This is a genomic window from Pseudomonas sp. FW507-12TSA (assembly GCF_058781435.1).
Genome location: NZ_JBYSWT010000009.1, coordinates 1 through 25,438 on the forward strand (window position 1 = coordinate 1; position 25,438 = coordinate 25,438).

20 protein-coding genes are annotated in these 25,438 nt (G+C 64.2%); 12 read left to right on the forward strand and 8 right to left on the reverse strand.

Features of this window, described 5'->3' with window-relative positions:
• On the forward strand, positions 1 to 469 hold a 469-nt coding region (locus AC3WK8_RS10610; protein WP_492574069.1), incomplete at its 5' end, for a 5-oxoprolinase subunit C family protein.
• A 131-nt stretch (positions 470 to 600) separates the two neighbouring features.
• Here AC3WK8_RS10610 and AC3WK8_RS10615 read toward each other — a convergent pair.
• The 3 genes from AC3WK8_RS10615 to AC3WK8_RS10625 all read right to left on the reverse strand — a co-directional run bounded on the left by AC3WK8_RS10615 (position 601) and on the right by AC3WK8_RS10625 (position 4,006).
• Positions 601 to 1,779, reverse strand: a complete 1,179-nt coding sequence (locus AC3WK8_RS10615) for a vWA domain-containing protein (RefSeq protein ID WP_103324887.1) — start codon at positions 1,777 to 1,779, stop codon at positions 601 to 603.
• A 164-nt stretch (positions 1,780 to 1,943) separates the two neighbouring features.
• On the reverse strand, positions 1,944 to 2,789 hold the full coding sequence (locus AC3WK8_RS10620) for an AAA family ATPase (protein WP_085596012.1): 846 nt from the start codon (positions 2,787 to 2,789) through the stop codon (positions 1,944 to 1,946).
• 143 nt (positions 2,790 to 2,932) lie between these two features.
• Positions 2,933 to 4,006, reverse strand: a complete 1,074-nt coding sequence (locus AC3WK8_RS10625) for a DUF748 domain-containing protein (RefSeq protein ID WP_103324886.1) — start codon at positions 4,004 to 4,006, stop codon at positions 2,933 to 2,935.
• 126 nt (positions 4,007 to 4,132) lie between these two features.
• Between AC3WK8_RS10625 and cysK the strand changes: the two genes are divergently transcribed.
• From cysK to AC3WK8_RS10640, 3 genes are all read left to right on the forward strand, one after another.
• Entirely contained in the window at positions 4,133 to 5,107 is a 975-nt protein-coding gene (cysK, locus tag AC3WK8_RS10630; RefSeq protein WP_103324885.1) for a cysteine synthase A, read from the forward strand.
• A gap of 226 nt (positions 5,108 to 5,333) precedes the next feature.
• On the forward strand, positions 5,334 to 6,272 hold the full coding sequence (locus AC3WK8_RS10635; protein WP_022642926.1) for an aspartyl/asparaginyl beta-hydroxylase domain-containing protein: 939 nt from the start codon (positions 5,334 to 5,336) through the stop codon (positions 6,270 to 6,272).
• Between the two features lie 351 nt (positions 6,273 to 6,623).
• Complete coding sequence (locus AC3WK8_RS10640) at positions 6,624 to 7,487, forward strand: DMT family transporter (protein WP_053135243.1); 864 nt, start codon at positions 6,624 to 6,626, stop codon at positions 7,485 to 7,487.
• A gap of 64 nt (positions 7,488 to 7,551) precedes the next feature.
• Here AC3WK8_RS10640 and AC3WK8_RS10645 read toward each other — a convergent pair whose 3' ends face one another.
• Positions 7,552 to 8,445 (reverse strand): DMT family transporter, encoded by an 894-nt coding sequence (locus AC3WK8_RS10645; protein WP_053135223.1) that lies wholly within the window; start codon positions 8,443 to 8,445, stop codon positions 7,552 to 7,554.
• A 251-nt stretch (positions 8,446 to 8,696) separates the two neighbouring features.
• Here AC3WK8_RS10645 and aceK point away from each other — a divergent pair, with 251 nt between their 5' ends.
• From aceK to AC3WK8_RS10675, 6 genes are all read left to right on the forward strand, one after another.
• On the forward strand, positions 8,697 to 10,418 hold the full coding sequence (aceK, locus tag AC3WK8_RS10650) for a bifunctional isocitrate dehydrogenase kinase/phosphatase (protein ID WP_053135220.1): 1,722 nt from the start codon (positions 8,697 to 8,699) through the stop codon (positions 10,416 to 10,418).
• 91 nt (positions 10,419 to 10,509) lie between these two features.
• Entirely contained in the window at positions 10,510 to 14,421 is a 3,912-nt protein-coding gene (hrpA, locus tag AC3WK8_RS10655) for an ATP-dependent RNA helicase HrpA (protein WP_103324884.1), read from the forward strand.
• 252 nt (positions 14,422 to 14,673) lie between these two features.
• Positions 14,674 to 15,795, forward strand: a complete 1,122-nt coding sequence (locus tag AC3WK8_RS10660) for a beta-ketoacyl-ACP synthase III (protein WP_103324883.1) — start codon at positions 14,674 to 14,676, stop codon at positions 15,793 to 15,795.
• Positions 15,796 to 15,874: 79 nt separating this feature from the next.
• Positions 15,875 to 16,489: an RNA polymerase sigma factor gene (locus AC3WK8_RS10665; protein WP_022642936.1), complete on the forward strand. Its 615-nt coding sequence runs from the start codon at positions 15,875 to 15,877 to the stop codon at positions 16,487 to 16,489.
• A complete protein-coding gene (locus tag AC3WK8_RS10670) occupies positions 16,483 to 16,716 on the forward strand; it encodes an anti-sigma factor family protein (protein ID WP_022642937.1) in 234 nt (77 codons plus the stop codon). Before AC3WK8_RS10665 ends, AC3WK8_RS10670 begins: the two co-directional genes overlap by 7 nt.
• A 350-nt stretch (positions 16,717 to 17,066) precedes the next feature.
• A complete protein-coding gene (locus AC3WK8_RS10675; protein WP_103324882.1) occupies positions 17,067 to 18,401 on the forward strand; it encodes an OprO/OprP family phosphate-selective porin in 1,335 nt (444 codons plus the stop codon).
• Between the two features lie 95 nt (positions 18,402 to 18,496).
• Here the strand turns inward: AC3WK8_RS10675 and AC3WK8_RS10680 are convergent, their stop codons facing one another.
• Positions 18,497 to 18,898 (reverse strand): nuclear transport factor 2 family protein, encoded by a 402-nt coding sequence (locus AC3WK8_RS10680; RefSeq protein ID WP_085595996.1) that lies wholly within the window; start codon positions 18,896 to 18,898, stop codon positions 18,497 to 18,499.
• Entirely contained in the window at positions 18,879 to 20,249 is a 1,371-nt protein-coding gene (locus AC3WK8_RS10685; protein ID WP_103324881.1) for an MFS transporter, read from the reverse strand. The genes AC3WK8_RS10680 and AC3WK8_RS10685 overlap by 20 nt, the downstream gene beginning before the upstream one ends.
• 84 nt (positions 20,250 to 20,333) lie before the next feature.
• Between AC3WK8_RS10685 and AC3WK8_RS10690 the strand changes: the two genes are divergently transcribed.
• Together AC3WK8_RS10690 and AC3WK8_RS10695 are read left to right on the forward strand one after the other, a co-directional pair.
• Complete coding sequence (locus tag AC3WK8_RS10690) at positions 20,334 to 21,242, forward strand: LysR family transcriptional regulator (protein WP_083456953.1); 909 nt, start codon at positions 20,334 to 20,336, stop codon at positions 21,240 to 21,242.
• Positions 21,243 to 21,312: 70 nt separating this feature from the next.
• Positions 21,313 to 22,437, forward strand: a complete 1,125-nt coding sequence (locus AC3WK8_RS10695; RefSeq protein WP_085595994.1) for a GNAT family N-acetyltransferase — start codon at positions 21,313 to 21,315, stop codon at positions 22,435 to 22,437.
• 3 nt (positions 22,438 to 22,440) lie between these two features.
• Here the strand turns inward: AC3WK8_RS10695 and aqpZ are convergent, their stop codons facing one another.
• On the reverse strand, positions 22,441 to 23,139 hold the full coding sequence (gene aqpZ / locus AC3WK8_RS10700; RefSeq protein ID WP_103324880.1) for an aquaporin Z: 699 nt from the start codon (positions 23,137 to 23,139) through the stop codon (positions 22,441 to 22,443).
• 338 nt (positions 23,140 to 23,477) lie between these two features.
• Entirely contained in the window at positions 23,478 to 25,310 is a 1,833-nt protein-coding gene (locus AC3WK8_RS10705) for an ABC transporter ATP-binding protein (RefSeq protein ID WP_103324879.1), read from the reverse strand.
• Between the last annotated feature and the right edge of the window lie 128 nt (positions 25,311 to 25,438).

Sequence of the window (25,438 nt, forward strand, 5' to 3'; positions counted from 1 at the left end):
GGGCGGGGTGCTGGGGTATTCCGGAACCGGTGGTGCGCTCAAGTGCTTGTCGGCCGCACAGCTGGCGGATTGGCAATGCGCTGCACCGTTGGAACTGATCCTCGGGGCCCAGGTCGGCCAGTTCAGTGGCCTGAGCCTGTTCGATGCCTTCAACCGCGACTGGACCCTGGATAGCCGGGCCGACCGCATGGGCGCCAGGTTGTTGGGGCCGGTGCTGGAGTACCAGGGCCAGCCGATGATTTCCGAAGGCATCGCCCTGGGGGCGGTCCAGGTGCCGCCGGATGGCCAGCCGATCATCCTGCTCAACGACCGGCAGACCATCGGCGGTTATCCGCGCCTGGGCGCATTGACGCCCTTGTCCCTGGCCCGGCTGGCGCAATGCCTGCCCGGCAGCAAGGTGCGCCTGGCGCCGGTGGTGCAGGAGACCGCGCATCGGCAGCAGTTGGCGTTCTTGCGCCGCTTTGTGTAGTGGCTGACGGCCTTGGCGGCCGCTGCGCGCCGGTACGCAGCCTGCGGCAGCGGCTCCAGGGTATTGCTCTGTAGCCGCTGTCGAGGCCATGGCGAAACTGCGAAAAGGCCCGCAGGGCCTTGCTTGACGGCCTACTTGGACAGAAACCGCATGCCTTCCTCCAGGCCACGCAGGGTCAGCGGATACATCTGGTCCTCGATCAGCTCGCGCACGATGTTGGTGGACGCGGTGTAGCCCCAGGTGTCCTTCGGGTAGGGGTTGATCCAGATGAGCTTCTTGTACTTCTCCATGAAGCGCTGCATCCACACGTAGCCGGCTTCTTCGTTCCAGTGCTCGACGCTGCCGCCGGCCTGGGTGATTTCATAGGGCGCCATGGCGGCGTCGCCGACGAAGATCACCTTGTAGTCGGCGCCGTACTTGTGCAGCAGGTCCTGGGTCGAAGTCCGTTCCGAACCGCGGCGCAGGTTGTTCTTCCACACCGACTCATAGATGAAGTTGTGGAAGTAGTAGTACTCCAGGTGCTTGAACTCGGTCTTGCAGGCCGAGAACAGTTCCTCGCAGATCTTCACGTGGGCATCCATGGAGCCACCGATGTCGAACAGCAACAACAGCTTGACGCTGTTGCGCCGCTCCGGACGCATCTGGATGTTCAACAAGCCGGCATCCCGGGCGGTGTGGTCGATGGTGCCGTCGATATCCAGCTCCTCGGCCGCGCCCTGGCGGGCGAACTTGCGCAGCCGGCGCAGGGCCACCTTGATGTTGCGGGTGCCCAGTTCCACCGAGTCGTCGAGGTTCTTGTATTCGCGCTGGTCCCAGACCTTGGCCGCCTTGCCCTGGCGCTTGCCGGCATCGCCGACGCGGATGCCCTCGGGGTTGAAGCCGCCGGAGCCGAAGGGGCTGGTGCCGCCGGTGCCGATCCACTTGTTGCCGCCGGCGTGGCGTTCCTTCTGTTCTTCCAGGCGCTTCTTGAACTCCTCGATCAGTTTGTCCAGGCCGCCCAGGGACTGGATCTGCGCCCGTTCCTCATCGCTGAGCGAACGCTCGAACTCCTTGCGCAGCCAGTCCTCGGGGATCAGTGCCTGCAGGTGGTCGTCGAGTTTCTCCAGGCCGTTGAAATAGGCGCTGAAGGCCCGGTCGAACTTGTCGAAGTGGCGCTCGTCCTTCACCAGCACCGCCCGGGCCAGGTAGTAGAACTCGTCCATGTCGGCGAAGGTCACGCGCTGCTTGAGCGCGTTGATCAGGTCCAGCAGCTCGCGCACCGACACCGGTACCTTGGCGGCGCGCATTTCATTGAACAGGTTGAGCAGCATGGTTATCGCTCTCTAATGATCTAGGGATCTGTTCAAAAGCTCGCCGAGCGGTGATCAGGCAAGGCAGAAACAGGTGAGGAGGCGGAGTTTAGCGAGCTAAATGAGCATTCCGAACCGGTTTCTAACGCAGCATGATCGACGCGCAGGCAGCTTCTGGGCAGAGCCTAACGACTGCCGCGCCGGCTCATGAAGGCCAGGCGTTCGAGGAGCTGTACATCCTGCTCGTTCTTCACCAGGGCGCCGGCCAGCGGTGGGATGGCCTTGGTCGGATCGCGTTCGCGCAGTACCGCCTCGCCGATGTTGTCGGCCATCAGCAGCTTGAGCCAGTCCACCAGTTCGGAGGTCGAGGGCTTCTTCTTCAGGCCCGGCACCTTGCGTACGTCGAAGAACACATCCAGCGCCTCGCTGACCAGGTCCTTCTTGATGTCCGGGTAGTGCACGTCGACGATCTTCTGCAGGGTCGTGCGGTCAGGGAAGGCGATGTAGTGGAAGAAGCAGCGGCGCAGGAAGGCGTCCGGCAGTTCCTTCTCGTTGTTGGAGGTAATGATGATGATCGGCCGCTGCTTGGCCTTGATGGTCTGGTCGATCTCGTAGACGTAGAACTCCATCTTGTCGAGCTCTTGCAGCAGGTCGTTGGGGAACTCGATGTCGGCCTTGTCGATCTCGTCGATCAGCAGGATCACCCGCTCCTCGGACTCGAAGGCTTCCCAGAGCTTGCCCTTCTTCAGGTAGTTGCGGATGTCGTGGACCTTGTCCACGCCCAGTTGCGAATCGCGCAGGCGGCTCACCGCGTCGTACTCGTAGAGCCCTTGGTGGGCCTTGGTAGTGGACTTGATGTGCCAGGTGATCAGCTTGGCACCGAAGGATTCGGCCAGTTGCTCGGCGAGCATGGTCTTGCCGGTGCCGGGTTCGCCCTTGACCAGCAGCGGACGCTCCAGGGTGATGGCGGCGTTGACCGCCAGCTTCAGGTCATCGGTGGCAACGTATGCGCTGGTGCCTTCGAACTTCATCTGGAATTCCTCGAACGGTGACGACGAGCTGCCCGGGGCAGGTCGCTTGAATGGACACGAATGGCGCGACTATAACGCGGCGCTCGCTTGACTGTGAACGCAGACGCCCCATTCAGTCTCTGAATGGAGCGTCACGGGGTGACTCAGTCAGTCGACGGCTTGGGTTGTTCATAGCGGGCATTGAAGGCCTGGATGAAACCGTTGCGCAAAATCTGCAAAAACGCCTGGAATGCGCTGACATCCTGCTGGTGTACGTTGCCACTGAGCTCGACCCGGGTGGCGAACTGGTTCTTGCGCTGGTTCTTCAGCAGGGTTTCCCCGGCGCCCACCAGGGCTTCCCAGACCGAGCGGAACACATTCTTGTCGCGGTTCTCCACGTCCTGTTGCCAGTCGAAGACTTCCACGTCCCGCAGCAGCGGCTTGATGTAGCCGCGCAGTTGGCCCTTCTCGGCCTGGGCCTCGATCACCAGGTCGCCGTGCCCGGCCTTGAAGTCGAACTTGCCGTAGGCCGAGGCGAAGTCGTTGAAACGCCTGAGCTCGATATCCCGGGCCCGCAGGCGGAACTCGAACTCCTCGAAGTTACTCAGGGGATCGAAGGTGGCACTGGCTTCCAGGGGCGCCTGGCCCAGCAGCAGGGCCTTGCCCTCGAAGCGGGCGTCGCGCTTGCCCTGGGTGTCGACCACATTGGTCAGGTTGTAGAAGCTGGCATTGACCTGGGTCGCGCCCAGGTTCACCGGTGGATTGGAGCCGAAGTTGCGAAAGTGGAGGGTGCCGTCGTCGATCCGCACTTCATCCAGGGTGATGGGCAACAGCTTGCCCAGTTGCGCCCGCCAGTCGGTGCCGGCACCGGTCTGCGAGGCCTGGCGGTCGCCGCCATCGACGAAGTTCACCTGGGGCTGGACGAACTGCACCCGCGCCACCACCGCATGGTCGTACCACAGCGCATGCCAGCTCACCGCCAGGTCGATCAACGGCGCCTTGACGAAAGGCACCGGCACCTTGCCGCTGACCTTGACGATCTCCAGGCCGTTGATGCGGTAGGCGCCGCGCCACAGGGCCAGGTCGACATCGCTGACCCGGCCGCGGTAGTCGCCCATGTCCGCGAGCTTGTCGTTCAGGTAGTCACGCACCAGGTAGGGCAGGGCGATGTGCAGGCCGACCAGCAGTACGACCAGGCCCGCCAGGGTCCACAGGGGCCAACGATAGCGACGTTTCATGGGGGCAGCCTCCAGTCCTATAAAGGCATTGACTGCCCAGGCTCCAGGTCGTTCGGCGCGACTGGACGCTCAAGGATGCCAGGCATACCCTTGGGGACTTCTTCACTGCTGCATAAGGACCCAGCCATGAGCCGAATTTTTGCTGACAATGCCCATTCCATCGGTAATACGCCCTTGGTGCAGATCAACCGCATCGCCCCGCGTGGGGTGACCATCCTGGCCAAGATCGAAGGGCGTAACCCGGGCTACTCGGTGAAATGCCGGATCGGCGCCAACATGATCTGGGACGCCGAAAGCACGGGCCGGCTCAAGCCGGGCATGACCATCGTCGAACCCACCTCGGGCAACACCGGGATCGGCCTGGCGTTCGTGGCGGCTGCCCGTGGCTACAAGCTGATGCTGACCATGCCGGCCTCCATGAGCATCGAGCGACGCAAGGTGCTCAAGGCCCTGGGGGCAGAGCTGGTGCTCACCGAGCCGGCCAAGGGCATGAAGGGCGCGATCGACAAGGCGGCGGAAATCGTCGCCAGCGACCCGGGCAAGTACTTCATGCCGCAGCAGTTCGATAACCCGGCCAACCCGGCGATCCACGAAAAGACCACTGGCCCGGAGATCTGGAATGACACCGACGGCGCGGTGGACGTGCTGGTGGCGGGTGTCGGCACCGGTGGCACCATCAGCGGCGTGTCGCGCTACATCAAGAAGACCCAGGGCAAGCCGATCCTCGCGGTGGCGGTAGAGCCGGCCACTTCGCCGGTGATCAGCCAGAGGCTCGCCGGGCAGGAGATCAAGCCCAGCCCGCACAAGATCCAGGGCATTGGCGCCGGTTTCGTACCCAAGAACCTGGACCTGGAAATGGTCGACCGGGTGGAGCTGGTGACCGACGAGGAGTCCAAGGCCATGGCCCTGCGCCTGATGCAGGAGGAGGGCATCCTCTGCGGGATTTCCTGCGGCGCGGCGATGGCGGTGGCGGTACGCCTGGCGGAAACCCCGGAAATGCAAGGCAAGACCATCGTGGTGATCCTGCCGGACTCCGGCGAGCGCTACCTCTCCAGCATGCTGTTCAGCGACCTGTTCACCGAGCAGGAGACCCAGCAGTAACGTCGGCTGGCCGTCGGTCCATGGCGCTGGCCCCATGGGCCGATGGCTGATCCATATCAGTCGCTGCTTGTGCCGCTTATGCTACTTAACGCCTTTGTTGCACGACCGTTAATGCTGAATGTTCGGTCGTGCGGGTTTTTCCGGGGTTCAGGAGTGTTTATCATGACCGGCTGCCAGGTCGGGTGATCGCTCCCCCCACCGGTGCCTATTTCCAAGGAGTTGTTGCATGAGCTTTTCCTTTGCCGCCAAGTTCGCGGTGTTGTCGCTGTTCATCGGCAGCATCCTTTTCGTGCATCTGCGCGGCAAGGCGCGCCTGCCGGTACTGCGCCAGTTCGTCAACCATTCGGCGCTGTTCGCTCCCTACAACACCCTGATGTACCTGTTCTCCGGCGTGCCCTCCAAGCCGTACCTGGACCGCAGCAAGTTCCCCGAGCTGGATGTACTGCGCGACAACTGGGAAACCATTCGCGACGAGGCCATGCACCTGTTCGACGAGGGTTACATCCGCGCCGCCGAGAAGAACAACGATGCCGGTTTCGGTTCCTTCTTCAAGAAGGGCTGGAAGCGCTTCTACCTCAAGTGGTACGACAAGCCGCTGCCCTCGGCCGCGGCCCTGTGCCCCAAGACGGTCGAGCTGGTGAGCGCCATCCCCAACGTCAAGGGCGCGATGTTCGCGCTGTTGCCCGGCGGCAGCCACCTGAACCCGCATCGCGACCCCTTCGCCGGCTCGCTGCGTTATCACCTGGGCCTGTCGACGCCCAACTCCGACGCTTGCCGGATCTTCGTCGACGGCGAGGAATACGCCTGGCGCGACGGTGAGGACGTGATGTTCGACGAGACCTACGTGCACTGGGTGAAGAACGAAACCGAGATCACCCGGGTGATCCTGTTCTGCGACATCGAGCGTCCGTTGAGCAGTGGCCTGATGACCCGCATCAACCGTTGGGTCAGCGCCCAGCTGGGGCGGGCCACCGCACCGCAGAACCTGGACGACGAGCGGGTTGGCGGCATCAACCAGGCCTACGCCTGGAGCAAGCGTTTCAGCGACAGCTTCAGTGGTGTGGTCAAGCAGTGGAAACGCCGCAATCCCAAGCTGTACCGCATCCTGCGCCCAGTCTTGGCGGTGGTGGTGCTGGTTATCCTGTGGAAATGGCTGTTCGGATAAATCTTGCAATGAATATCGGGCGCTGGTTATATTCGGCGCTCGATGAGTCAAGCGACTCATTCTTTTCCTCCTTCGAGAACCCTTGGCACATGGCCTTATCCCTCATCAACGCGGTAGTGGTTTCAGCGGTCAACGCTGGCGTCGTGCCGTGCGGGAATCAGCAGCCTGTGCAGATCGGTCAGAACCCCCCACCTGTCAGTAGCACGCCGGTATACGCAGTAGTATCGCCGTCGGGCGTTGGCTTCTCGGGCTGACTCAGCAACCGCTGCTGTTTCCTCCGCCCGCCTGAAAAAACACTACTGAACTTCAGCTCCGGCTGAATTGGCTTCTTGCCTGACTACAGGTGGTTTCATGTTGCTCATTTCGAAAAAGTCCGCTTTTGCGGCGGCCTCCACGAGTCTGTTCGTCCTGCTCTGGAGCAGCGGCGCGATCTTCTCCAAATGGGGGCTGGCCCATGCCTCGCCCTTCGCCTTCTTGCTGGTGCGCTTCGCCATTGCCCTGGCCGGCCTGGTGCTGCTGGTGCCGCTGCTCAAGCTGCGCTGGCCCAGGGGCCGCCGGGCCATGGGGTTTGCCGTGGCCACGGGCCTGGTGCTGCTGGGCGCCTACCAGATCTTCTACATCCTGGCCCTGGACCTGAAGGTCACCCCCGGGGTGATGGCCACCATCATGGGGGTGCAGCCGATCCTCACCGTGGTGCTGATGGAGCGCCAGCGCTCCTGGAGCCGTCTGTTCGGCCTGGGCCTGGGGCTCGCCGGCCTGATCATGGTGGTGTACCAGGGCATCGGCCTGGCAGGCATCTCGATCTCCGGCATGCTCTGCGGCCTGCTGGCCCTGGTGAGCATGACCGCCGGCTCGATCATGCAGAAACGCATCACCGACAACCCCCTGGGTACCCTGCCGGTGCAATACCTGGCCGGGCTGTTGTTGTGTGCGTTGTTCGTGCCGTTCCAGCCGTTCCACTTCGAATACGACGCAGGTTTTCTGATCCCGGTGCTGTGGATGGGGCTGGTGGTTTCGGTGCTGGCCACCTTGCTGCTGTACCGCCTGATCGCCCAGGGCAACCTGGTGAATGTCACCAGCCTGTTCTACCTGGTGCCGGCGGTGACGGCGCTGATGGACTACCTGATCTTCGGTAATCGCCTGGCGCTGCTGAGCCTGTTCGGCATGGGCCTGATCATCGTCGGGCTGGTGTTCGTGTTCCGCAAGAGCGCCTGATCGAGGCGCGCCGGCCGGGTGCAATGCCCGGTCGGTGGCTGTTTTTCCTGCAACTATCTGCTGCTCAGGCCGCGGTCTTCGCCGCTGGCCTGAGGACCAGCCACAAGGCCGCGGCGATCAGCACCCCGCCATACAGATGGCCCATGGACAGCGGCTCGTCCAGCAACAGGGCACCCCAGAGCACGCCGAACGGCGGGATCATGAAGGTAACGGTCATGGAGCGCACCGGGCCGATGGAGCTCAGCAGGCGGAAGTACAGGACATAGGCGAAGGCAGTGCAACCCAGGCCCAGGCCCAGCAACGACAGCCAGACACTCACGCCGCCCCAGCTGGCCGGTGGCTGGCTCAGGGCGCTGTAGGCGAACAGCGGCAACAGGAACAGCGTGGCGCCGAGCATGCTGCCCAGGGCCGAGAGGCGGCTGTCCAGGCCCCCGGCCTGGTCCAGCCAGCGCCGTGCGAGGAAGCCGGCGAAGCCATAGCAGGTGGTGGCCAGCAGGCAGGACAGGGCGCCGAGCGCCAGTTCATGGTCGAAGGCCACCGGCCCGGCGCGGCTCAGGATGCCGACCCCGAGCAGCCCCAGGAACACGCCGGCGAGCTTGGCCGGGGTCAGGCGCTCATGGAAGAACAGGCCGCCGATCAGCACCCCCATCAGCGGCGTGGTGGCGTTGAAGATCGCCGAGTAACCGGCAGGCAGCACCAGGGCCGCCACCGAGTACAGGGTGGCGGGCAGCCCCGAGTTGATCACGCCCAGCAGCAGGACGGTCTTGAACTTGCCGTGGAAATTCCAGCTGACGCGCATCAGCGCCAGCATGGCCAGCAAGCCGACGGCGGCGATCGACACACGAAAGAAGGCCGTGGGCACGCTGCCCAGGACCGGGGCGATGATGCGCATGAACAGAAAGCTCGCGCCCCAGATGGCGGCTAGCGACAACAGGCGCAACAGATCGACAGGTCTCACGGGAGGTTCCTTGGGTGGCAGGGCGGGAATCTTGCCCAGCGCGGGTGGGCATGGCAAACCTTATTGGTGCACGGGCCGGGCCAAGCCTGCACTCCGATTGTTGCGTTCGATTGTCGTGGCGGATTTTCCCGGGGCCGATCCCTGGCGACCGATACAGGGCGAGGCGACCGTCGGGTCACAAAAATGCGCTTCTCCTCGGGCCATTGCAGTGGCTAAGCTCAGGCAATCCAAATTCCCGTAGAGGTCTTCCTATGCCGCAGTCATGGCCCGCCGCCGACATCGCTCGAATCATCCTGAGTGGCTTCGACGACTACCGCGACAACTTCCGCCGGATCGCCGATGGCGCCCGGCATCGCTTCGAACAAGCGCAATGGCAGGAAGCGCAGAGGGCCTCCACCGCGCGGATCAACCTCTACGAGGAGAAGGTCGGGGAAACCGTGGCCCGACTGCACCAGGCCTTCAGCGACGAGGTGCTGATGGACGTCAGCCAATGGCCGCTGGCCAAGAGCGCCTGCATCGGCATGATCGACCTGCGCCTGGACGATGAACTCTCCGAGACCTGGTACAACTCGATCTTCTGCGGGCTGTTCAGCCATGACCTGATCAGCGACGGCTGCATGTTCATCCATACCACCCGGCCCAGCCTGCGCCGCGCCCGGGCTGCCCAGACCCGCAGCTATACGCCTCGGGGCGAGCTGTCGAGCATGCTCAGGCAGATATTCACCGACTACCGCTTCAGCGTGGACTACGCCGACCTGTCCGGGGATATGCGGCGCCTGGAGGCGCAACTGCGCGAGAACCTGCCAGATTGGGTCTGCAAGGACCCGGAGCTGACCGTGGAGCTGTTTTCCTCGGTGCTCTACCGCAACAAGGGCGCCTACCTGGTGGGGCGCATCTATACCCACGAGGAGCAGTGGCCGCTGGTGATCCCGCTGCTGCACCGCGAAGGTCGGGGCATCCAGGTCGACGCGCTGATCACCGACGAGGCCGAGGTCTCGATCATCTTTTCCTTCACCCGTTCCTACTTCATGGTGGATGTATCGGTGCCGGTGGAGTTCATCGGGTTCCTCAAGCGCATCCTGCCGGGCAAGCACGTCGCCGAGCTGTACACCTCCATCGGTTTCTACAAGCACGGCAAGTCGGAGTTCTACCGGGCGCTGATCAACCACCTGGCCAATACCGACGATCGTTTCATCATGGCGCCCGGGGTCCGCGGGATGGTCATGAGCGTGTTCACCCTGCCGGGCTTCAATACCGTGTTCAAGATCATCAAGGACCGTTTCTCGCCGTCCAAGAACGTCGACCGGGCCACGGTGATCGAGAAGTACCGGTTGGTGAAGAGCGTCGACCGGGTAGGGCGCATGGCCGATACCCAGGAGTTCGCCGACTTCCGCTTCCCCCTGTCCAAGTTCGATCCGGCCTGCCTCGAGGAGCTGCTGGAGGTGGCGCCGTCCACCGTGGTGGTGGAGGGCGATACGGTGCTGATCCGCCACTGCTGGACCGAGCGGCGCATGACCCCGCTCAACCTCTACCTGGAGCACGCCAACGAAGCCCAGGTGCGCGAGGCCCTGGAAGACTACGGCCTGGCCATCAAGCAACTGGCGGCGGCCAATATCTTCCCAGGCGATATGCTGCTGAAGAATTTCGGGGTCACCCGCCACGGCCGGGTGGTGTTCTACGACTACGATGAAATCAGCTACCTCACCGAGGTCAATTTCCGCCATATCCCGGCGCCGCGCACGCCAGAGGACGAGATGGCGTCCGAGCCCTGGTACTCCATCGGCCCCCACGATGTGTTCCCCGAGGAGTTCCCGCCGTTCCTGTTCGCCGATATCGGCCAGCGCCGCCTGTTCGACCAGTTGCACGGCGAGCTGTACAACGCCGATTACTGGAAGGGACTGCAGGACGCGATCCTCGCCGGCAAGGTGATCGATGTCTTCCCGTACCGGCGCAAGGGGCGCGACGAGGAATAACGCGGCGAAAGGCCCTCACAAGCTGCAAGCTAAAAGCGCCAAGCTGCGTTAACCTTGCGGCTTTTCGCTTGAAGCCAGTCGCTGCTTTCCCATGACCGACCAATCGCCTGCTATCGACCAACTACTGAAAAACCTCGATCAAGCCATGCTCGCCGACCGCCACCGGTTGCGTCGGCAGCTGCTCGAACTGCGCAAGAAGCCCGACGAGGCCAAGCTCGCCCAGTGGCTGGAGCGGATGCAGGCTTCGTGCAACCTGGTGACGGCGCGGCGCGACAGCGTGCCCACTATCCGCTACGACGACAGCCTGCCGATCGCCGCCAAGCGCGACGAGATCAAGGACGCGCTGCAAAAGCACCAGGTGCTGATCATCGCCGGCGAGACCGGTTCGGGCAAAACCACCCAGTTGCCCAAGATCTGCCTGGAGATCGGCCGCGGCCAGCATGGCCTGATCGGTCATACCCAGCCCCGGCGGATCGCCGCCCGCAGCGTTGCCAGCCGGGTCGCCGAAGAACTGGCCACGCCCCTGGGGGCGCTGGTGGGTTACCAGGTGCGCTTCGAAGACCAGAGCGATGCCAACACCCTGGTCAAGCTGATGACCGACGGCATCCTGCTGGCGGAAACCCAGAACGACCGCTTCCTCGAGCGCTACGACACCATCATCGTCGACGAGGCCCACGAGCGCAGCCTGAACATCGACTTCCTCCTGGGCTACCTCAAGACCCTGCTGCCACGGCGCCCTGACCTCAAGGTGATCATCACCTCGGCCACCATCGACCTTGCGCGCTTCTCCAAGCACTTCGACGATGCGCCGATCGTCGAGGTCTCCGGTCGTACCTTCCCGGTGGAAACCTGGTACCGGCCCTTGACCCTGGAGCAGGACGAGGATGGCAACCGCGTCGAGGACGACCTGACGGTGGACCAGGCGATCCTCGCCACCCTGGACGAGATCGCCGCCCATGAGCGCAGCGAGCGCCGCAGCCCCGGCGATGTGCTGGTATTCCTGCCGGGCGAGCGGGAAATCCGCGATGCTGCGGAAATGCTGCGCAAGGCCCAGCTCAAGCACACCGAGATCCTGCCCTTGTACGCGCGGCTGTCGCCGGCCGAACAGCAGCGCATCTTCCAGTCCCACCCAGGACGGCGGGTGGTGCTGGCGACCAACGTCGCCGAGACCTCGCTGACGGTGCCTGGCATTCGCTACGTGATCGACAGCGGTACCGCGCGCATCAGTCGCTACAGCTACCGGGCCAAGGTCCAGCGCCTGCCCATCGAGGCCGTTTCCCAGGCCAGCGCCAACCAGCGCAAGGGCCGTTGCGGCCGGGTCGAGCCGGGCATTTGCGTGCGCCTGTACAGCGAAGAGGATTTCCTCGGCCGGCCGGAATTCACCGATCCGGAGATCCTGCGGACCAACCTGGCGGCGGTGATCCTGCAGATGCTCCACCTGCGCCTGGGTGAAATCACCGCATTCCCCTTCATCGAGCCGCCGGACGGCAAGGCCATCAGCGACGGCTTCAACCTGCTGCAAGAACTCTCGGCGGTGGATCGCAACGGCCAGCTGACCCCCCTGGGCCGGCAACTGGCGCGTTTGCCGGTGGACCCGCGCATGGGCCGCATGCTGCTGGAGGCGGCGCGCCTGGGCAGTCTCCAGGAAGTGCTGATCGTCGCCAGTGCGATGTCGATCCAGGATCCGCGCGAGCGCCCACCGGAGCGCCAGCAGGCGGCGGACCAGGCCCATGCCCAGTGGAAGGACGCCGACTCGGACTTCGCCGCACTGGTCAACCTGTGGCGTGGTTTCGAAGAACAGCGCCAGGCCCTGACGGCCAGCCCGCTGCGTAACTGGTGCCGCAAGAATTTCCTCAACTACCTGCGCCTGCGCGAGTGGCGCGACGCCCATCGCCAGTTGAGCCTGATCTGCCGTGACTTGCAGTTGAGCCTGAACAAGGAACCGGCGGACTACCAGAAACTGCACAAGGCGGTGCTGGTGGGCCTGCTGAGCCAGATCGGCCAGAAGACCGAGGATGGCGACTACCTGGGCGCCCGCCAGCGGCGCTTCTGGATCCACCCGTCCTCGGGCCTGGGCAAGAAACGCCCGCAGTGGCTGATGACCGCCGAGCTGGTGGAGACCACCAAGCTCTATGCGCGCATGGTGGCCAAGATCGAGCCGGACTGGATCGAACCCCTGGCCGGGCACCTGGTGAAGAAGAACCACTTCGAACCCCATTGGGAAAAGAAGCGCGGCCAAGTGGTGGCCTACGAACAGATCACCCTGTTCGGCCTGATCGTGGTCGGCCGCCGGCCAGTGCACTACGGCCCGGTGGACCCGGTGGTATCCCGCGAGCTGTTCATCCGCGAGGCCCTGGTGCGGGGCGAGATCCAGTCCAAGGCCAAGTGCCTGACGGCCAATACCCAGTTGCTGGAGCAGCTCGATGCCCTGGAGGCCAAGGCCCGGCGCCGGGACATCCTGGCGGATGAGGAAACCCTGTTCGCTTTCTACGACGCACGCTTGCCGGAACAGATCCACCAGACCGCCACCTTCGACAGCTGGTACCGAGTCAACAGCCAGAAAGACCCGCAACTGCTGATCATGCGCGAGGAAGACGTGCTGGCCCGCGAGGCCAGCGAAGTCACCGCCAGGCAGTACCCGGACACCCTGCATATCGGCGACCTGGAGCTGGCCCTGAGTTATCACTTCGAGCCCAACCATCCCCGCGATGGCGTGACCCTGCGGGTGCCGGCGCCGCTGCTGCCGGCGTTGCCTGCCGAGCGCCTGGAATGGCTGGTGCCGGGCCTGATCGAGGCCAAGTGCATCGCCCTGGTACGCAACCTGCCCAAGGCCCTGCGCAAGAACTTCGTGCCGGTGCCGGACTTCGTCAAGGCGGCCCTGCAGCGCATGGACTTTGCCGACGGCTCGCTGCCCCAGGCCCTGGGGCGCGAGTTGCTGCGCATGACCGGCGCGCGGGTCAGCGACGAAGCCTGGAGCGAATCCGCGCAGCAGGTGGAAAGCCACTTGCGGATGAACCTGGAAATCGTCGATGCCCAGGGCAAGTTCCTCGGCGAAGGCCGGGACCTGGCCGAACTCACCGCGCGCTTCGCCGAGGCCAGCCAGGCTGCCCTGGCGGTGCCGCAGACCGCCAAGAGCCAGCAGCCGGTGGAGGCCAAGGTGTTCGCCGCGGTGGCGCAGAAGACCCAGCAGAAGATCGCCGGGTTGTCGATGACGGTCTATCCGGCCCTGGTGGAAGAAGCCGGGACGGTCAAGGAAGGGCGCTTCTCCACCGCTGCCGAGGCCGAGTTCCAGCATCGCCGGGCCTTGCAGCGCTTGCTGTTGCAACAGTTGGCCGAGCCGGCCAAGTTCCTGCGCGGCAAGCTGCCGGGGCTCACCGAACTGGGCCTGTTGTACCGCGAGCTGGGACGGATCGAGGCCCTGGTGGAAGACATCCTCCTGGCCAGCCTCGACAGCTGCATTCTCGACGGCGAGGCCAGCCTGCCCCGGGATGGCGCTGGCCTGGCCTCCCTGGCCGAACGCAAGCGTGGTGCCTGGACCGAACATGCCGAGCGCCTGGCCCGCCTGACGCTGGAGATCCTCAAGCTCTGGCACGGCCTGCAGAAGCGCTTCAAGGGCAAGATCGACCTGGCCCAGGCGGTGGCCCTCAACGATATCAAGGCCCAGCTCGGCAGCCTGGTGTACCCGGGCTTCGTCCGCGAGACTCCGGCCCTGTGGTTCAAGGAGCTGCCGCGCTACCTCAAGGCGGTGGAACTGCGGTTCGACAAGCTGGGTAGCCAGGTGCAGAAGGATCGGGTGTGGAGCACCGAGCTCGCCGGGCTCTGGGCCCAGTACCAGGCCCGGGCCCAGAAGCACGCCCAGGAAGGCAAGCGTGACCCGCAGCTGGAGCTGTATCGCTGGTGGCTGGAAGAGTACCGGGTGTCGCTGTTCGCCCAGCAATTGGGGACCAAGGTGCCGATCTCCGACAAGCGCCTGAACAAGCAGTGGAGCCAGGTGGAGGCTTGATCCATGCCGGCCCGGCTCCCGGGAGCCGGGCTCCGTCGATCTTGCAATTGCGGCGAAACGCCAGAGGTTATGGCAAACTTCGCCGTCATAAATGCCGGCCCCGGCAGCCTGTACTCCAGGCGACCGGGGCGAAGCGGAATAAAGCGATGCCAGGAACGCGCCCCAGCACAGGCTGAGCAGCGGGGCGCTCCCTTTACGGTTTGGCACGAGGGTGCCAATACCTTCTGCCTCATACACATTAGAGGAACGACCGTGCATAACGTCGTCATCAGCGGCACCGGCCTGTTTACCCCGGCCAACAGCATTTCCAACGAAGAGCTGGTGGAGTCCTTCAACACCTACGTCCACCAGTTCAACAGCGACAACGCCGCCGCCATCGAGCGTGGCGAGGTGCAGGCCCTGACCGAATCCAACGCCGCCTTCATCGAAAAAGCCTCGGGCATCAAGAGCCGCTTCGTCATGGACAAGGACGGCATCCTCGATCCGCAACGCATGACTCCACGCCTGCCGGAACGCTCCAACGACGAGTGGTCGGTGCTCTGCCAGATGGCCGTGGCCGCCGCCGAGCAAGCCCTGCAACGGGCCGGCCGCACTGCCGCCGACATCGACGGGGTGATCGTCGCCTGCTCCAACCTGCAGCGCGCCTATCCGGCCATCGCCATCGAGGTCCAGGCCGCGCTGGGTATCCAGGGCTTTGGTTTCGACATGAACGTCGCCTGTTCCTCGGCCACCTTCGGCATCCAGGCCGCCTGCAACAGCGTGCAGCTGGGCCAGGCCCGGGCGATCCTGATGGTCAACCCGGAAGTCTGCACCGGGCACCTGAACTTCCGCGATCGCGACAGCCATTTCATCTTCGGCGATGCCGCCACCGCGGTGGTCATCGAGCGTGCCGACCAGGCCACCTCGGCCCACCAGTTCGAGATCGTCAGCACCAAGCTGCTGACCCAGTTCTCCAACAACATCCGCAACAACTTCGGCTTCCTCAACCGCACGGGGGAAGAAGGCATCGGTGCCCGGGACAAGCTGTTCGTGCAGGAAGGCCGCAAGGTATTCCGTGACGTCTGCCCGATGGTGGCCGAGCTGATCGCCGCCCACCTGGAAGAAAACCAGCTCAACGTCAGCGACGTGAAGCGTTTCTGGCTGCACCAGGCCAACCTCAGCATGAACCACCTGATCGTCAAGAAACTGCTGGGCCGCGAGGCTACGCTGGAAGAGGCTCCGGTGATCCTCGATACCTATGCCAACACCAGTTCGGCGGGGTCGGTGATCGCTTTCCACAAGTACCAGGACGACCTGGCCAGTGGTGCCCTGGCGGTGCTCAGCTCCTTCGGCGCGGGCTACTCCATCGGCAGCGTGCTCCTGCGCAAGCGTTGATCGGCGCGGGCCGGGTGTGGCGCGAGGCGCCTGCGAGGCGTCACACCCGGGCAACCCCGCATGATTGAACGAGGCACGAATGGCTGCTGTTGATGACACGCAACTGCTCAAGCGCCTTCTGGCGGGCGAACAGAAGGCTTTCAAGGAACTGGTCGGTACCTACCAGAGCGCCATGCGCGCGGTAGCCTACGCCATCGTCGGCAACCGGCACGCCGACGAGGTGGTGCAGGATGCCTGGCTTTCGGTGGTACGCAACCTGTCGGGCTTCCAGGGGCGTTCCAGCCTCAAGACCTGGCTGCTGACCATCACCGCCAACGCGGCCAAGGGCCGCTACAAGCAGAATCGCCGCGAGGTCCTGCTCGATGACCTGCCCGCGCCCCATGGCACGGTGGGCGACGAGCGGTTCTCCTCCAGTGACGGCCACTGGCTGGTGGCGCCCTTCGCCTGGCACGAGGACACCCCCGAAGCGCTGCTGACCGAAGCCGAGCTGCGTGATTGCCTGGAGCACACCTTGCTCAGTCTCTCCGAGCTACAAGGCAGCGTGCTGAAGCTGCGTGAGCGCGAGGGATTGGAGCTCGAGGAAATCTGTAATCTTCTGGGGATCACCCTGTCCAATGTCCGGGTACTGCTGCACCGGGCGCGGTTGAAGGTGTTCGCCACGGTGGAGCATTTTGAGGAAACCGGCCAATGCTGACCTGTAAGGAACAAGTGGCGCGCTCCAGCGATTATCTCGATGGCCAATTGAGCTTTCGCGAACGCTTGATGGTTCGCCATCACCTGCTGTTCTGCCCCAATTGCCGGCGTTTCATTCGCCAGATGCGCCTGCTGCAGGCCACCTTGCGCGTGTTGCCGGAACCACCGCTGGAAGGTCTCGACGAACTGGCCGAACGCCTGGCCGCCGAGAGTAAACGCGAGCGCTGAGCGCCATGAAGCCGCGGATGTCGCCAGGCATCCGCCGCGATGTTTTTCTGCCTGTTCCTGCCAGGGAATCACGTTCGTGATTCCCCCTCCCGTCGTGCTCGCTGCGCGGCGGTCCGCACAAAAATAACCATTTCGTCATCTTCGGCATTGTCCCTGAAAACAGCCGCAAACCGCTCTAGGACGGGCTTTTCGCCTTATTTCTTTTCGAAGTAAAAAAGTTCCTCTGTAATCAAATCTTTATTTTCCAGCAACCTGGCTGAAATCCTCGAACCCCAAGATTCCCCCCGACACCAGCGGCCCAGTCCGCGTGTTTTCCAACGCTACAGACCACCAATTAGGGGAACTCTTCGATGATCCGTAAGCACTTCGCCGGTTTTGCCGCCAGCGCCCTGGCCCTGGCAGTGACCGCCCAGGCTTTCGCTGGCACCGTCACCACCGACGGCGCCGATATCGTAGTCAAGACCAAGGGCGGCCTTGAGGTTGCTACCACCGATTCCGCCTTCAGCTTCAAGCTGGGCGGTCGCCTGCAAGCCGACTATGGCCGTTTCGACGGGTTCTATACCAAGAATGGGAATACCGGTGACGGCGCGTACTTCCGCCGCGCCTATCTGGAATTGGGCGGTACCGCCTACAAGGACTGGAAATACCAGATCAACTACGACTTCTCCCACAACTCCGGTTCTTCCGATGATGGTTACTTCGACGAAGCGACCATTTCCTATGTGGGCTTCAAGCCGGTGACCATCCGCGCCGGGCGTTTCGACCAGGACTTCGGCCTGGAGAAAGCCACCAGTTCCAAGTGGATCACCGCCATGGAGCGTAACGCCGCCTACGAGCTGGCCGACTGGGTCAACTCCCACGAGAACGGCATGGGCCTGCAGGTCAGTTCCGTGGTGGCCGACATGGCCTACCTGTCCGGTAGCGTGTCCGCCAAGGACATCAACGACAGCGACGGCGACAGCGTCAAGCAGTTCAACGCCCGTGCGGTGTTCGCCCCGCTGCACGAAACCGGCAACGTCCTGCACTTCGGCCTGGACTTCGCCAGCCGCGATCTTGGCGATACTGCCTTCGACTCGCGGATCCGCCCACGCCTCGGCGTGCGTGGTATCGCCACCAATGGCGGCAACGATGCCGGTGCCAACGGCAACCGCGCTACCTTCGGCGGCGGTGCCGGCCTCAACGGTTCGAACCTGACCGCTGCTGGCGCCTACGACAACGACCGGGTGTTCGGCGGTGAATTCGCCTTCGCCAGCGGTCCGTTCTCGGCCCAGGCCGAATACCTGACCCGCAAGATGAAGGCCGACAGCGCCTCCTACAAGGACGTCAAGGCCACCGGCTTCTACGGCCAACTGGCCTACACCCTGACCGGCGAGTCCCGCGTGTACAAGCTCGATGGCGCCAAGTTCGACACCATCAAGCCCGAGAACAAGCAGTACGGTGCCTGGGAAGTGTTCTACCGCTACGACAACATCAAGGTCGATGACAAGAACATCGTGACCTCCACCGCGACCCGCGAAGTGGGCGATGCCAAGGCCAACATGAACACCATCGGCGTCAACTGGTATGCCAACGAGGCGATCAAGGTTTCCGCGAACTACATCAAGGTCAACACCGACAAGATCACCAACAGCGTTGGCGACGACAGCGGCGATGCCCTGGTAGCCCGCGTGCAGTACGTGTTCTAAGGCTGTCGCAACAAAGTCGAGCTCTTTCTCATCCGTTATAGCTCCTCTCGTTTTGACCCCGCCCTGGCGGGGTTTTTTTTGCCTGTCGGCCAGGCTCAGGGGCAGTTGGTTTCATGCAGGTAGAGCCACTGCGCCGAGTCGCCCTGGATGCGGATCAACGCCAGGGACAGGCGCGCTGTCGCCACTTGATCCAGGCGATGGGTCTCCTTGTAGCGAATCGCCGCGCACTGGCCTTCCTGCCATACGCAGCGCAGGTCGCTGACCTCGATCTGCAAGCCTTGGCGGGCGCCCAGGGCGCCGCGAAACAGCTGCTCGACCTGCTCGCGATCGGCCATGGTTCCGGCGGTGGTGACCATCTGGAAGTCCTCGGCCAGCAGTGCCATGACCTGTTCGATCAGTGCCGCGCCGTCGCCCTGGGAGTGAGTGAAGACGCCATGGATCAACTGGTGGATCTGGTGAACGCTGTGCAATGCCTGTTTAACGATCGACTGGTGCATGAAGGACCTTCTTCGGTGGGGTGAGCTTGCCGAGCAGCGGCAGGATGAGCAGGCCGGCCAGGGCGGCCAGCAGCAGGCTCAGGTGAAAGGCGCTGGTGGCCGGGACATGCCCGAGCAACAGGTTGTAGAGCATCAGCAGCCAGGCGGCGCCGAGGCTGAAGGCCACCTGCCGGTTGATGTTCCAGATCACGCTGGCCTGGTGTGTGTCGCTGCCGCTGAAGTCCAGCAGGGCGGTGGTCTGCGCGGTATTGGCGCCGGCGCCGCCGCCCAGGCCCATGAGCAGGTAGGCAGCGATGAGCAATGGCAGGTCGCGGCTCGAGTCGACCCAGCACAAGGTGGCGATACCGGCGCTGTGTAGCACCAGGGCGATGGCGAACAGCCGGGCGGCGCCGAGCTTGTTGTAGAAGCGCCCGCAGGCCAGCATCGCCAACAGCGCGCCGGCGGCGTACAGCAGCATGAACATCCCGCTGTGCCGGGCGCTCAGGTGCAGGTTGTCCTGGAGAAAGAACAGGCTCAGCAGGTTGACCCCGGTGAAGATCCCGGGAATGGCGTGGTAGATCGCCACCGACAGGCCGAGGCGGACATTGCCCAGCAGGCGCAGGTCGACGATGGGCTGTGGATTGCGCCGGCAATGCCAGCGGTATGCCAGGGCGAACGCCAGGCCGCCGGCCAGGCAGGCCAGGGCCTGCTGGGTTGGATATCCGCTGCCGTACAGCGACATGCCCAGGAGCAGTCCGGCCAGGGCGCCGCTGACCAGCAACAGGCCGCGCAGATCCGGGCGCCTGGCCACCTGGCGGTCTTCATTGGCGATCCAGCACCAGGCCAGCAGCGCGGTCAGTAGCGACAGGGGCAGGCTGGCGAAGAACACCCAGCGCCAGGAACCCAGGTCGACGATGGTCCCGCCCAGGGTCGGCGACAGCGCCGGCGCCAGCAGCGCCACCGCCATCACCAGGGTCGAGATCCGCGCCCGCTGCGAGCCCTGGAACAGGTTGAAGGTCAGGGCCTGCCCGAGGGGGATCAACAGGCCGCCGGCCATGCCCTGGAGCAAGCGCCAGGCCACCAGCGGCAGGAAGCCTTCGGCCAGCCCGCAGAACAGCCCGGCGAGACTGAACAGCAGCATCGAGGCGGCGATGACCTGGCGGTTGCCCAGGCGTGCCGCCAGCCAGGGGCTGATGGGGATCACCAGGGTCAGGCCGAGGATGTAGGCGTTGGCCACCCAGGCCACGCTGGCGCTGGAAACCTGCAACTGGGTGGCGATGCTGGGCAGCGCCACCGCCGACATGAAGATGTTCACGCAATCGATGAAGAAGCCGAGGAGGAATACCACCGCCACTTTATATCTGTAGGTCATGCCGCCTCCCGTTTTGCCCGCAGCTTAGGGAGCCTGGGCCGAGCCTGTCGAGGCGCCTATACTTGATTCATTGTTCTAGGAAATTTGACAGTGAACGAGAACCTTCACGGCCAGTTGCACCGGATCCAGACCTTTCTCGCGGTGGTGGACTTTGCCTCCTATACCCGTGCCGCGGATTACCTGGGGATCAGCAAGGCCATGGCCAGCCTGCATATCAAGACCCTGGAGCAAGTGCTGGCGACGCCCTTGCTGACCCGGACCACGCGGCATATCGCCCTCACGGAGACCGGCCAGGATCTCTACGATGAATTCAAGGGAATTGTCGCCAATATCGATACGGCCTTCGACAACGTGCTGCATGGGCGCAACCGGGTGTCGGGCAAGTTGCGCATCAGCTCCACCGCCGAATACGCCCAGGCCTTCATCCTGCCGCTGCTGCCGCTGTTCACCGCGCGTTATCCCGAGGTGCGCCTGAGTTATCACTTCAACTCGTCGTTGAACGACCTGGTGGCGGAGAAGCTCGACCTGGTGATCCGCCTTGGGCACCTGGTCGACTCGGGGTTCAAGGGCCGCCAATTGGCGGACTACGGCATTGTTCTGGTGGCCAGCCCGGGGTTGCAGGAGAGCCTCGCCGTGAGCCGCCCCGAGGAGTTGGCGAACTGCCCCTGGATCGGCAACAGCAACCTGGGCGGGCCGCCGGGCTGGACCTTCAGCCACCCGCGCCGGGGCGAGGTGCAGGTGCGGGTCACGCCCGGGCACGAGTCGAACTCGGCGTCGGCGATCCGCGCCATGGCCCTGGGCGGGATGGGCCTGGCGGTGTTGCCGGAGTGGCTGGTCCTGGGCGACCTGGGCGAGGGACGGCTGGTACGGGTGCTGCCCGACTACAGCCTGGCCCGGCAGCCGGTCCATGTGCTGTTTCCCAACAGCCCGCACTTGCCGCGCAAGTCCCGGGTGTTCATCGACTTCCTGGCCGAGCACCTGGGCCCTGCCTGAGTGTCTCGGCGCGGCCGTCGATGGGGGGATATACTCGGCGGGTCGTTCGAGCTGACTCCCGGGGAACCTGATGCCGCTGCAATCCTTGAACAGCCTTTCCGCCGTCGATCCCGTGCAATGGGATGGACTGCTCAAGGATGGGCAACCCTTCGTCCGCCACGCCTTTCTCAGTGCCCTGGAAGACAGCGGCAGCCTCGGGCCGCGTTCCGGCTGGCAAGCCGAACACCTGCTGCATGTGGAAGATGGCCGGCTGCTGGCGGCGCTGCCCAGCTATCGCAAGTGGCACTCCTACGGTGAATATGTGTTCGACCATGGTTGGGCCGAGGCCTGCGAGCGAGCGGGTATCGACTACTACCCCAAGTTGCTCAGCGCGGTGCCGTTCAGCCCGGTGAGCGGTGCGCGGGTGCTGGCGGCGACCCAGGCCGACGCGCTGGAGCTGCTCAAGAGCTTGCCCGGCTACCTGGAGATCGAGGGGCTATCCAGTGCCCATGTCAATTTCACCGACGACTTCAGCGACCAGGCCCTGGAGCGCCAGGCGGACTGGATGCTGCGCCTGGGCTGCCAGTTCCACTGGCACAATCGCGGCTATCGGGATTTCCAGGACTTCCTCGATACCCTGAGTTCGCGCAAGCGCAAGCAAATGCGCAAGGAGCGCGAGCAGGTGGCGGGGCAGGGCATGGACTTCCAGTGGCTGGAGGGGGCCGAACTCAGTGAGGCGCAGTGGGACTTCGTCTATGCCTGCTACGCCAACACCTATGCGGTGCGCCGCCAGTCACCCTACCTGACCCGCGACTTCTTCAGCCTGCTGGCCGAACGCATGCCCGAGGCGATCCGCGTGGTCCTGGCTTGCCAGGGCGGGCGGCCGGTGGCCATGGCTTTCAGCCTGGTCGGGGGCGGCAGTTTCTATGGGCGCTATTGGGGCTGCCTGGCGGAGTTCGACCGCCTGCATTTCGAGACGTGCTTCTACCAGGGCATGGACTATGCGATCGCCCATGGGCTGCAGCGCTTCGACGCCGGAGCCCAGGGCGAGCACAAGCTGATTCGCGGTTTCGAGCCGGTGCTCACCCGCTCCTGGCATTACCTGCGCCATCCCGGGTTGAAGACTGCGGTGCAGGATTTCCTCCAGCGTGAGCGGGCCGGCGTCCAGGCCTATGCCGAACAGGCCAGGGACGCCTTGCCCTACCGCCAGGCCTGAGCCTCAGCGGTCTTCCTGGCCCAGCCAGCGGTAGACCAGGCCACCGACCACCGCGCCGAGGATCGGCGCCAGCCAGAACAACCACAATTGCTGCAGCGCCCAGCCGCCGACGATCAAGGCCGGGCCGGTGCTGCGGGCCGGGTTGACCGAGGTGTTGGTCACCGGGATCGAGATCAGGTGGATCAGGGTCAGTGCCAGGCCGATGGCGATGGGCGCAAGCCCCGCCGGGGCGCGTTTGTCGGTGGCGCCGAGGATGATCACCACGAACATGGCGGTCATCACTAGTTCGCAGACCAAACCCGCAGCCAGCGAGTAGCCGCCGGGCGAGTGCTCGCCATAACCATTGGCGGCCAGCCCCGAGGCCAGCTCGAAGCCGGGCTTGCCACTGGCGATGAAGTACAGCAACGCCGCGGCGATCACTGCGCCGATCACCTGGGCCACCACGTACGCCGGCAGTTCCCTGGCCGGGAAGCGTCCACCCACCACCAGGCCCACGGATACCGCGGGGTTGAGGTGGCAACCGGAGATATGGCCGATGGCGAAGGCCATGGTCAGGACGGTCAGGCCGAAGGCCAGGGCGACCCCCAGCAGGCCGATGCCGACATTGGGAAAGGCTGCCGCGAGTACGGCGCTGCCGCAACCGCCCAACACCAGCCAGAAGGTACCGAGCATTTCAGTCATGGAACGCTTGAACAACGACATGGGAGAGTCCTTGATAGGTCGACCTATCAACGCGCTACAGCTGTTATGCATCCAGCAGATTAACTACAGGTTTCGCTCCGCAACCTAGGCTCAGTACAGCAGGCTTTGGCGGCAATTCCACCCACCCATGAAAAACGCCAGGCCCCGTGGGCTGGGGCTCTGGCGTCTTTTCAGGATGTTGTGCTGAGTCTGTAGCCGCTGCTGGGCCTGCGAAGCTGCGCCAAGGCCCGAAGGGCCTTCCTGCGGTGGTGGTGGCTACCCGATCCTGCGGCCGCTATGCGCCCGTACGTAGCCTGCGGCAGCGGCTACACCAACCACCTGTAGCCGCTGCTCAGCGCTCAGTCGATGCCGACGAAGCCGCCGGTCTGGTGTTGCCACAGCCGCGCATACAGGCCGCCGTGGGCCAGCAGTTCGGCATGGGTGCCGGTTTCGGCGATGCGGCCCTGTTCCAGCACTACCAGGCGGTCCATGCGGGCGATGGTGGAGAGCCGGTGGGCAATGGCGATCACGGTCTTGCCCTGCATCAGGGTCTCCAGGCTTTCCTGGATCGCCGCCTCGACTTCCGAGTCCAGGGCCGAGGTGGCTTCGTCCATGATCAGGATCGGCGCGTCCTTGAGCAGCACCCGGGCGATGGCGATGCGCTGGCGCTGGCCGCCGGACAGCTTGACCCCGCGCTCGCCCACGTGGGCGTCGAAGCCGGTACGGCCCTGGGCGTCGGACAACAGCGGGATGAACTCGTCGGCGCGGGCCTTGTGCACGGCTTCCCAGAGTTCCTCGTCAGTGGCGTCGGGACGTCCGTAGAGCAGGTTGTCACGGATCGAGCGGTGCAGCAGCGAGGTGTCCTGGGTGATCATGCCGATACGCTCGCGCAGGCTTTCCTGGGTCACCCCGGCGATGTCCTGGCCGTCGATCAGGATCTGCCCGTCCTGCAGGTCGTAGAGGCGCAGCAGCAGGTTGACCAGGGTCGACTTGCCCGCCCCGGAGGGGCCGATCAGGCCGATCTTTTCCCCGGGACGGATGTGCAGGTTGAGATCGCTGATGACCTTGTTGGCCTTGCCGTAGTGGAACTCGACATGCTCGAAGTTCACCGCGCCTCGGGTCACTTCGAGCTTGGGTGCCTGTTCGCGGTCGGTCAGTTGCAGCGGCTGGGCGATGGTCTGCAGGCCGTCCTGGACCATGCCGATGTTCTCGAAGATGCCGTTGATCACCCACATGATCCAGCCGGACATGTTGACGATCCGGATCACCAGGCCGGTGGCCAGGGCGATGGCCCCGGCGCTGATCAGCGACTGGCTCCACAACCACAGGGCCAGGCCCGTGGTGCCGGCGATCAACAGGCCGTTGAGGGTGGTGATGGTGACGTCCATGGAGGTCACCACGCGACCGGCCAACTGGCTCTTCTCGGTCTGTTCGGCGATGGCCTCGCGGGCGTAGCTCTGCTCGAAATGGGTATGGGCGAACAGCTTCAGGGTGGCGATGTTGGTGTAGCCGTCGACGATCCGCCCCATGAGCTTGGAGCGGGCGTCGGAGGCATCCACCGAGCGTTTCTGGATGCGCGGCACGAAGAACCGCATGGCGCCGATGAAACCGACGATCCACAGCAGCAGCGGGATCATCAGGCGCCAGTCGGCATCGGCGAACAGCACCAGGGCGCCGACCGCGTAGATGGTCACGTGCCACAGGGCGTCGATCACCTGCACCGAGGAGTCCTGCAGCGAGTAGCCGGTCTGCATGATGCGCTGGGCGATGCGCCCGGCGAAGTCGTTCTGGAAGAAGTTCAGGCTCTGGCGCAGCACATAGCTGTGGTTCTGCCAGCGGATCAGGCTGGTCATGCCGGGGGTGATGGTCTGGTGCATCAGCAGGTCGTGCAGGCCGACCATCAGCGGGCGCAGCAACAGCGCCACCACCGCCATCCAGGCCAGTTCCAGGCCATGGTCGCTGAAGACCTGGACGCTGGGCGTGCCCTGGGCCAGGTCGATGATGGTGCTCAGGTAGCTGAACAGCGACACCTCGATCAGGGCCACGAACAGGCCCACCACCAGCAGGGCGACGAAGCTCGGCCAGACTTGCTTGATGTAGTGGAAATAGAAGGGCAGGACCCGGTTGGGCGGGGCGGTCGCGGGGGTGTCGCGGAAGATATCGATCAGTTGTTCGAAACGACGATAGAGCATGGGGTCTGCAGCCCGTTGTACGGGCTCTCCTGTGCTATAGCGGACGGGGCGCCGGGTAGCAGGCCGCTGAAAAACTATCTGCGTTGCCATCGCTGCGTTGAAAACAGGCTCAAAATGCTCATTTAGCG

Excerpts from the sequence above, each read along its gene's own strand:
- AC3WK8_RS10620 (WP_085596012.1), bottom strand. The coding sequence starts at position 2,789 with ATGAAGTTCGAAGGCACCAGCGCATACGTTGCCACCGATGACCTGAAG.
- AC3WK8_RS10665 (WP_022642936.1), top strand. The coding sequence starts at position 15,875 with ATGGCTGCTGTTGATGACACGCAACTGCTCAAGCGCCTTCTGGCGGGC.
- AC3WK8_RS10625 (WP_103324886.1), bottom strand. The coding sequence starts at position 4,006 with ATGAAACGTCGCTATCGTTGGCCCCTGTGGACCCTGGCGGGCCTGGTC.
- AC3WK8_RS10640 (WP_053135243.1), top strand. The coding sequence starts at position 6,624 with ATGTTGCTCATTTCGAAAAAGTCCGCTTTTGCGGCGGCCTCCACGAGT.
- AC3WK8_RS10685 (WP_103324881.1), bottom strand. The coding sequence starts at position 20,249 with ATGACCTACAGATATAAAGTGGCGGTGGTATTCCTCCTCGGCTTCTTC.
- AC3WK8_RS10615 (WP_103324887.1), bottom strand. The coding sequence starts at position 1,779 with ATGCTGCTCAACCTGTTCAATGAAATGCGCGCCGCCAAGGTACCGGTG.
- hrpA (WP_103324884.1), top strand. The coding sequence starts at position 10,510 with ATGACCGACCAATCGCCTGCTATCGACCAACTACTGAAAAACCTCGAT.
- AC3WK8_RS10670 (WP_022642937.1), top strand. The coding sequence starts at position 16,483 with ATGCTGACCTGTAAGGAACAAGTGGCGCGCTCCAGCGATTATCTCGAT.
- cysK (WP_103324885.1), top strand. The coding sequence starts at position 4,133 with ATGAGCCGAATTTTTGCTGACAATGCCCATTCCATCGGTAATACGCCC.
- AC3WK8_RS10680 (WP_085595996.1), bottom strand. The coding sequence starts at position 18,898 with ATGCACCAGTCGATCGTTAAACAGGCATTGCACAGCGTTCACCAGATC.
- aceK (WP_053135220.1), top strand. The coding sequence starts at position 8,697 with ATGCCGCAGTCATGGCCCGCCGCCGACATCGCTCGAATCATCCTGAGT.
- AC3WK8_RS10705 (WP_103324879.1), bottom strand. The coding sequence starts at position 25,310 with ATGCTCTATCGTCGTTTCGAACAACTGATCGATATCTTCCGCGACACC.
- AC3WK8_RS10635 (WP_022642926.1), top strand. The coding sequence starts at position 5,334 with ATGAGCTTTTCCTTTGCCGCCAAGTTCGCGGTGTTGTCGCTGTTCATC.
- aqpZ (WP_103324880.1), bottom strand. The coding sequence starts at position 23,139 with ATGTCGTTGTTCAAGCGTTCCATGACTGAAATGCTCGGTACCTTCTGG.
- AC3WK8_RS10675 (WP_103324882.1), top strand. The coding sequence starts at position 17,067 with ATGATCCGTAAGCACTTCGCCGGTTTTGCCGCCAGCGCCCTGGCCCTG.
- AC3WK8_RS10695 (WP_085595994.1), top strand. The coding sequence starts at position 21,313 with ATGCCGCTGCAATCCTTGAACAGCCTTTCCGCCGTCGATCCCGTGCAA.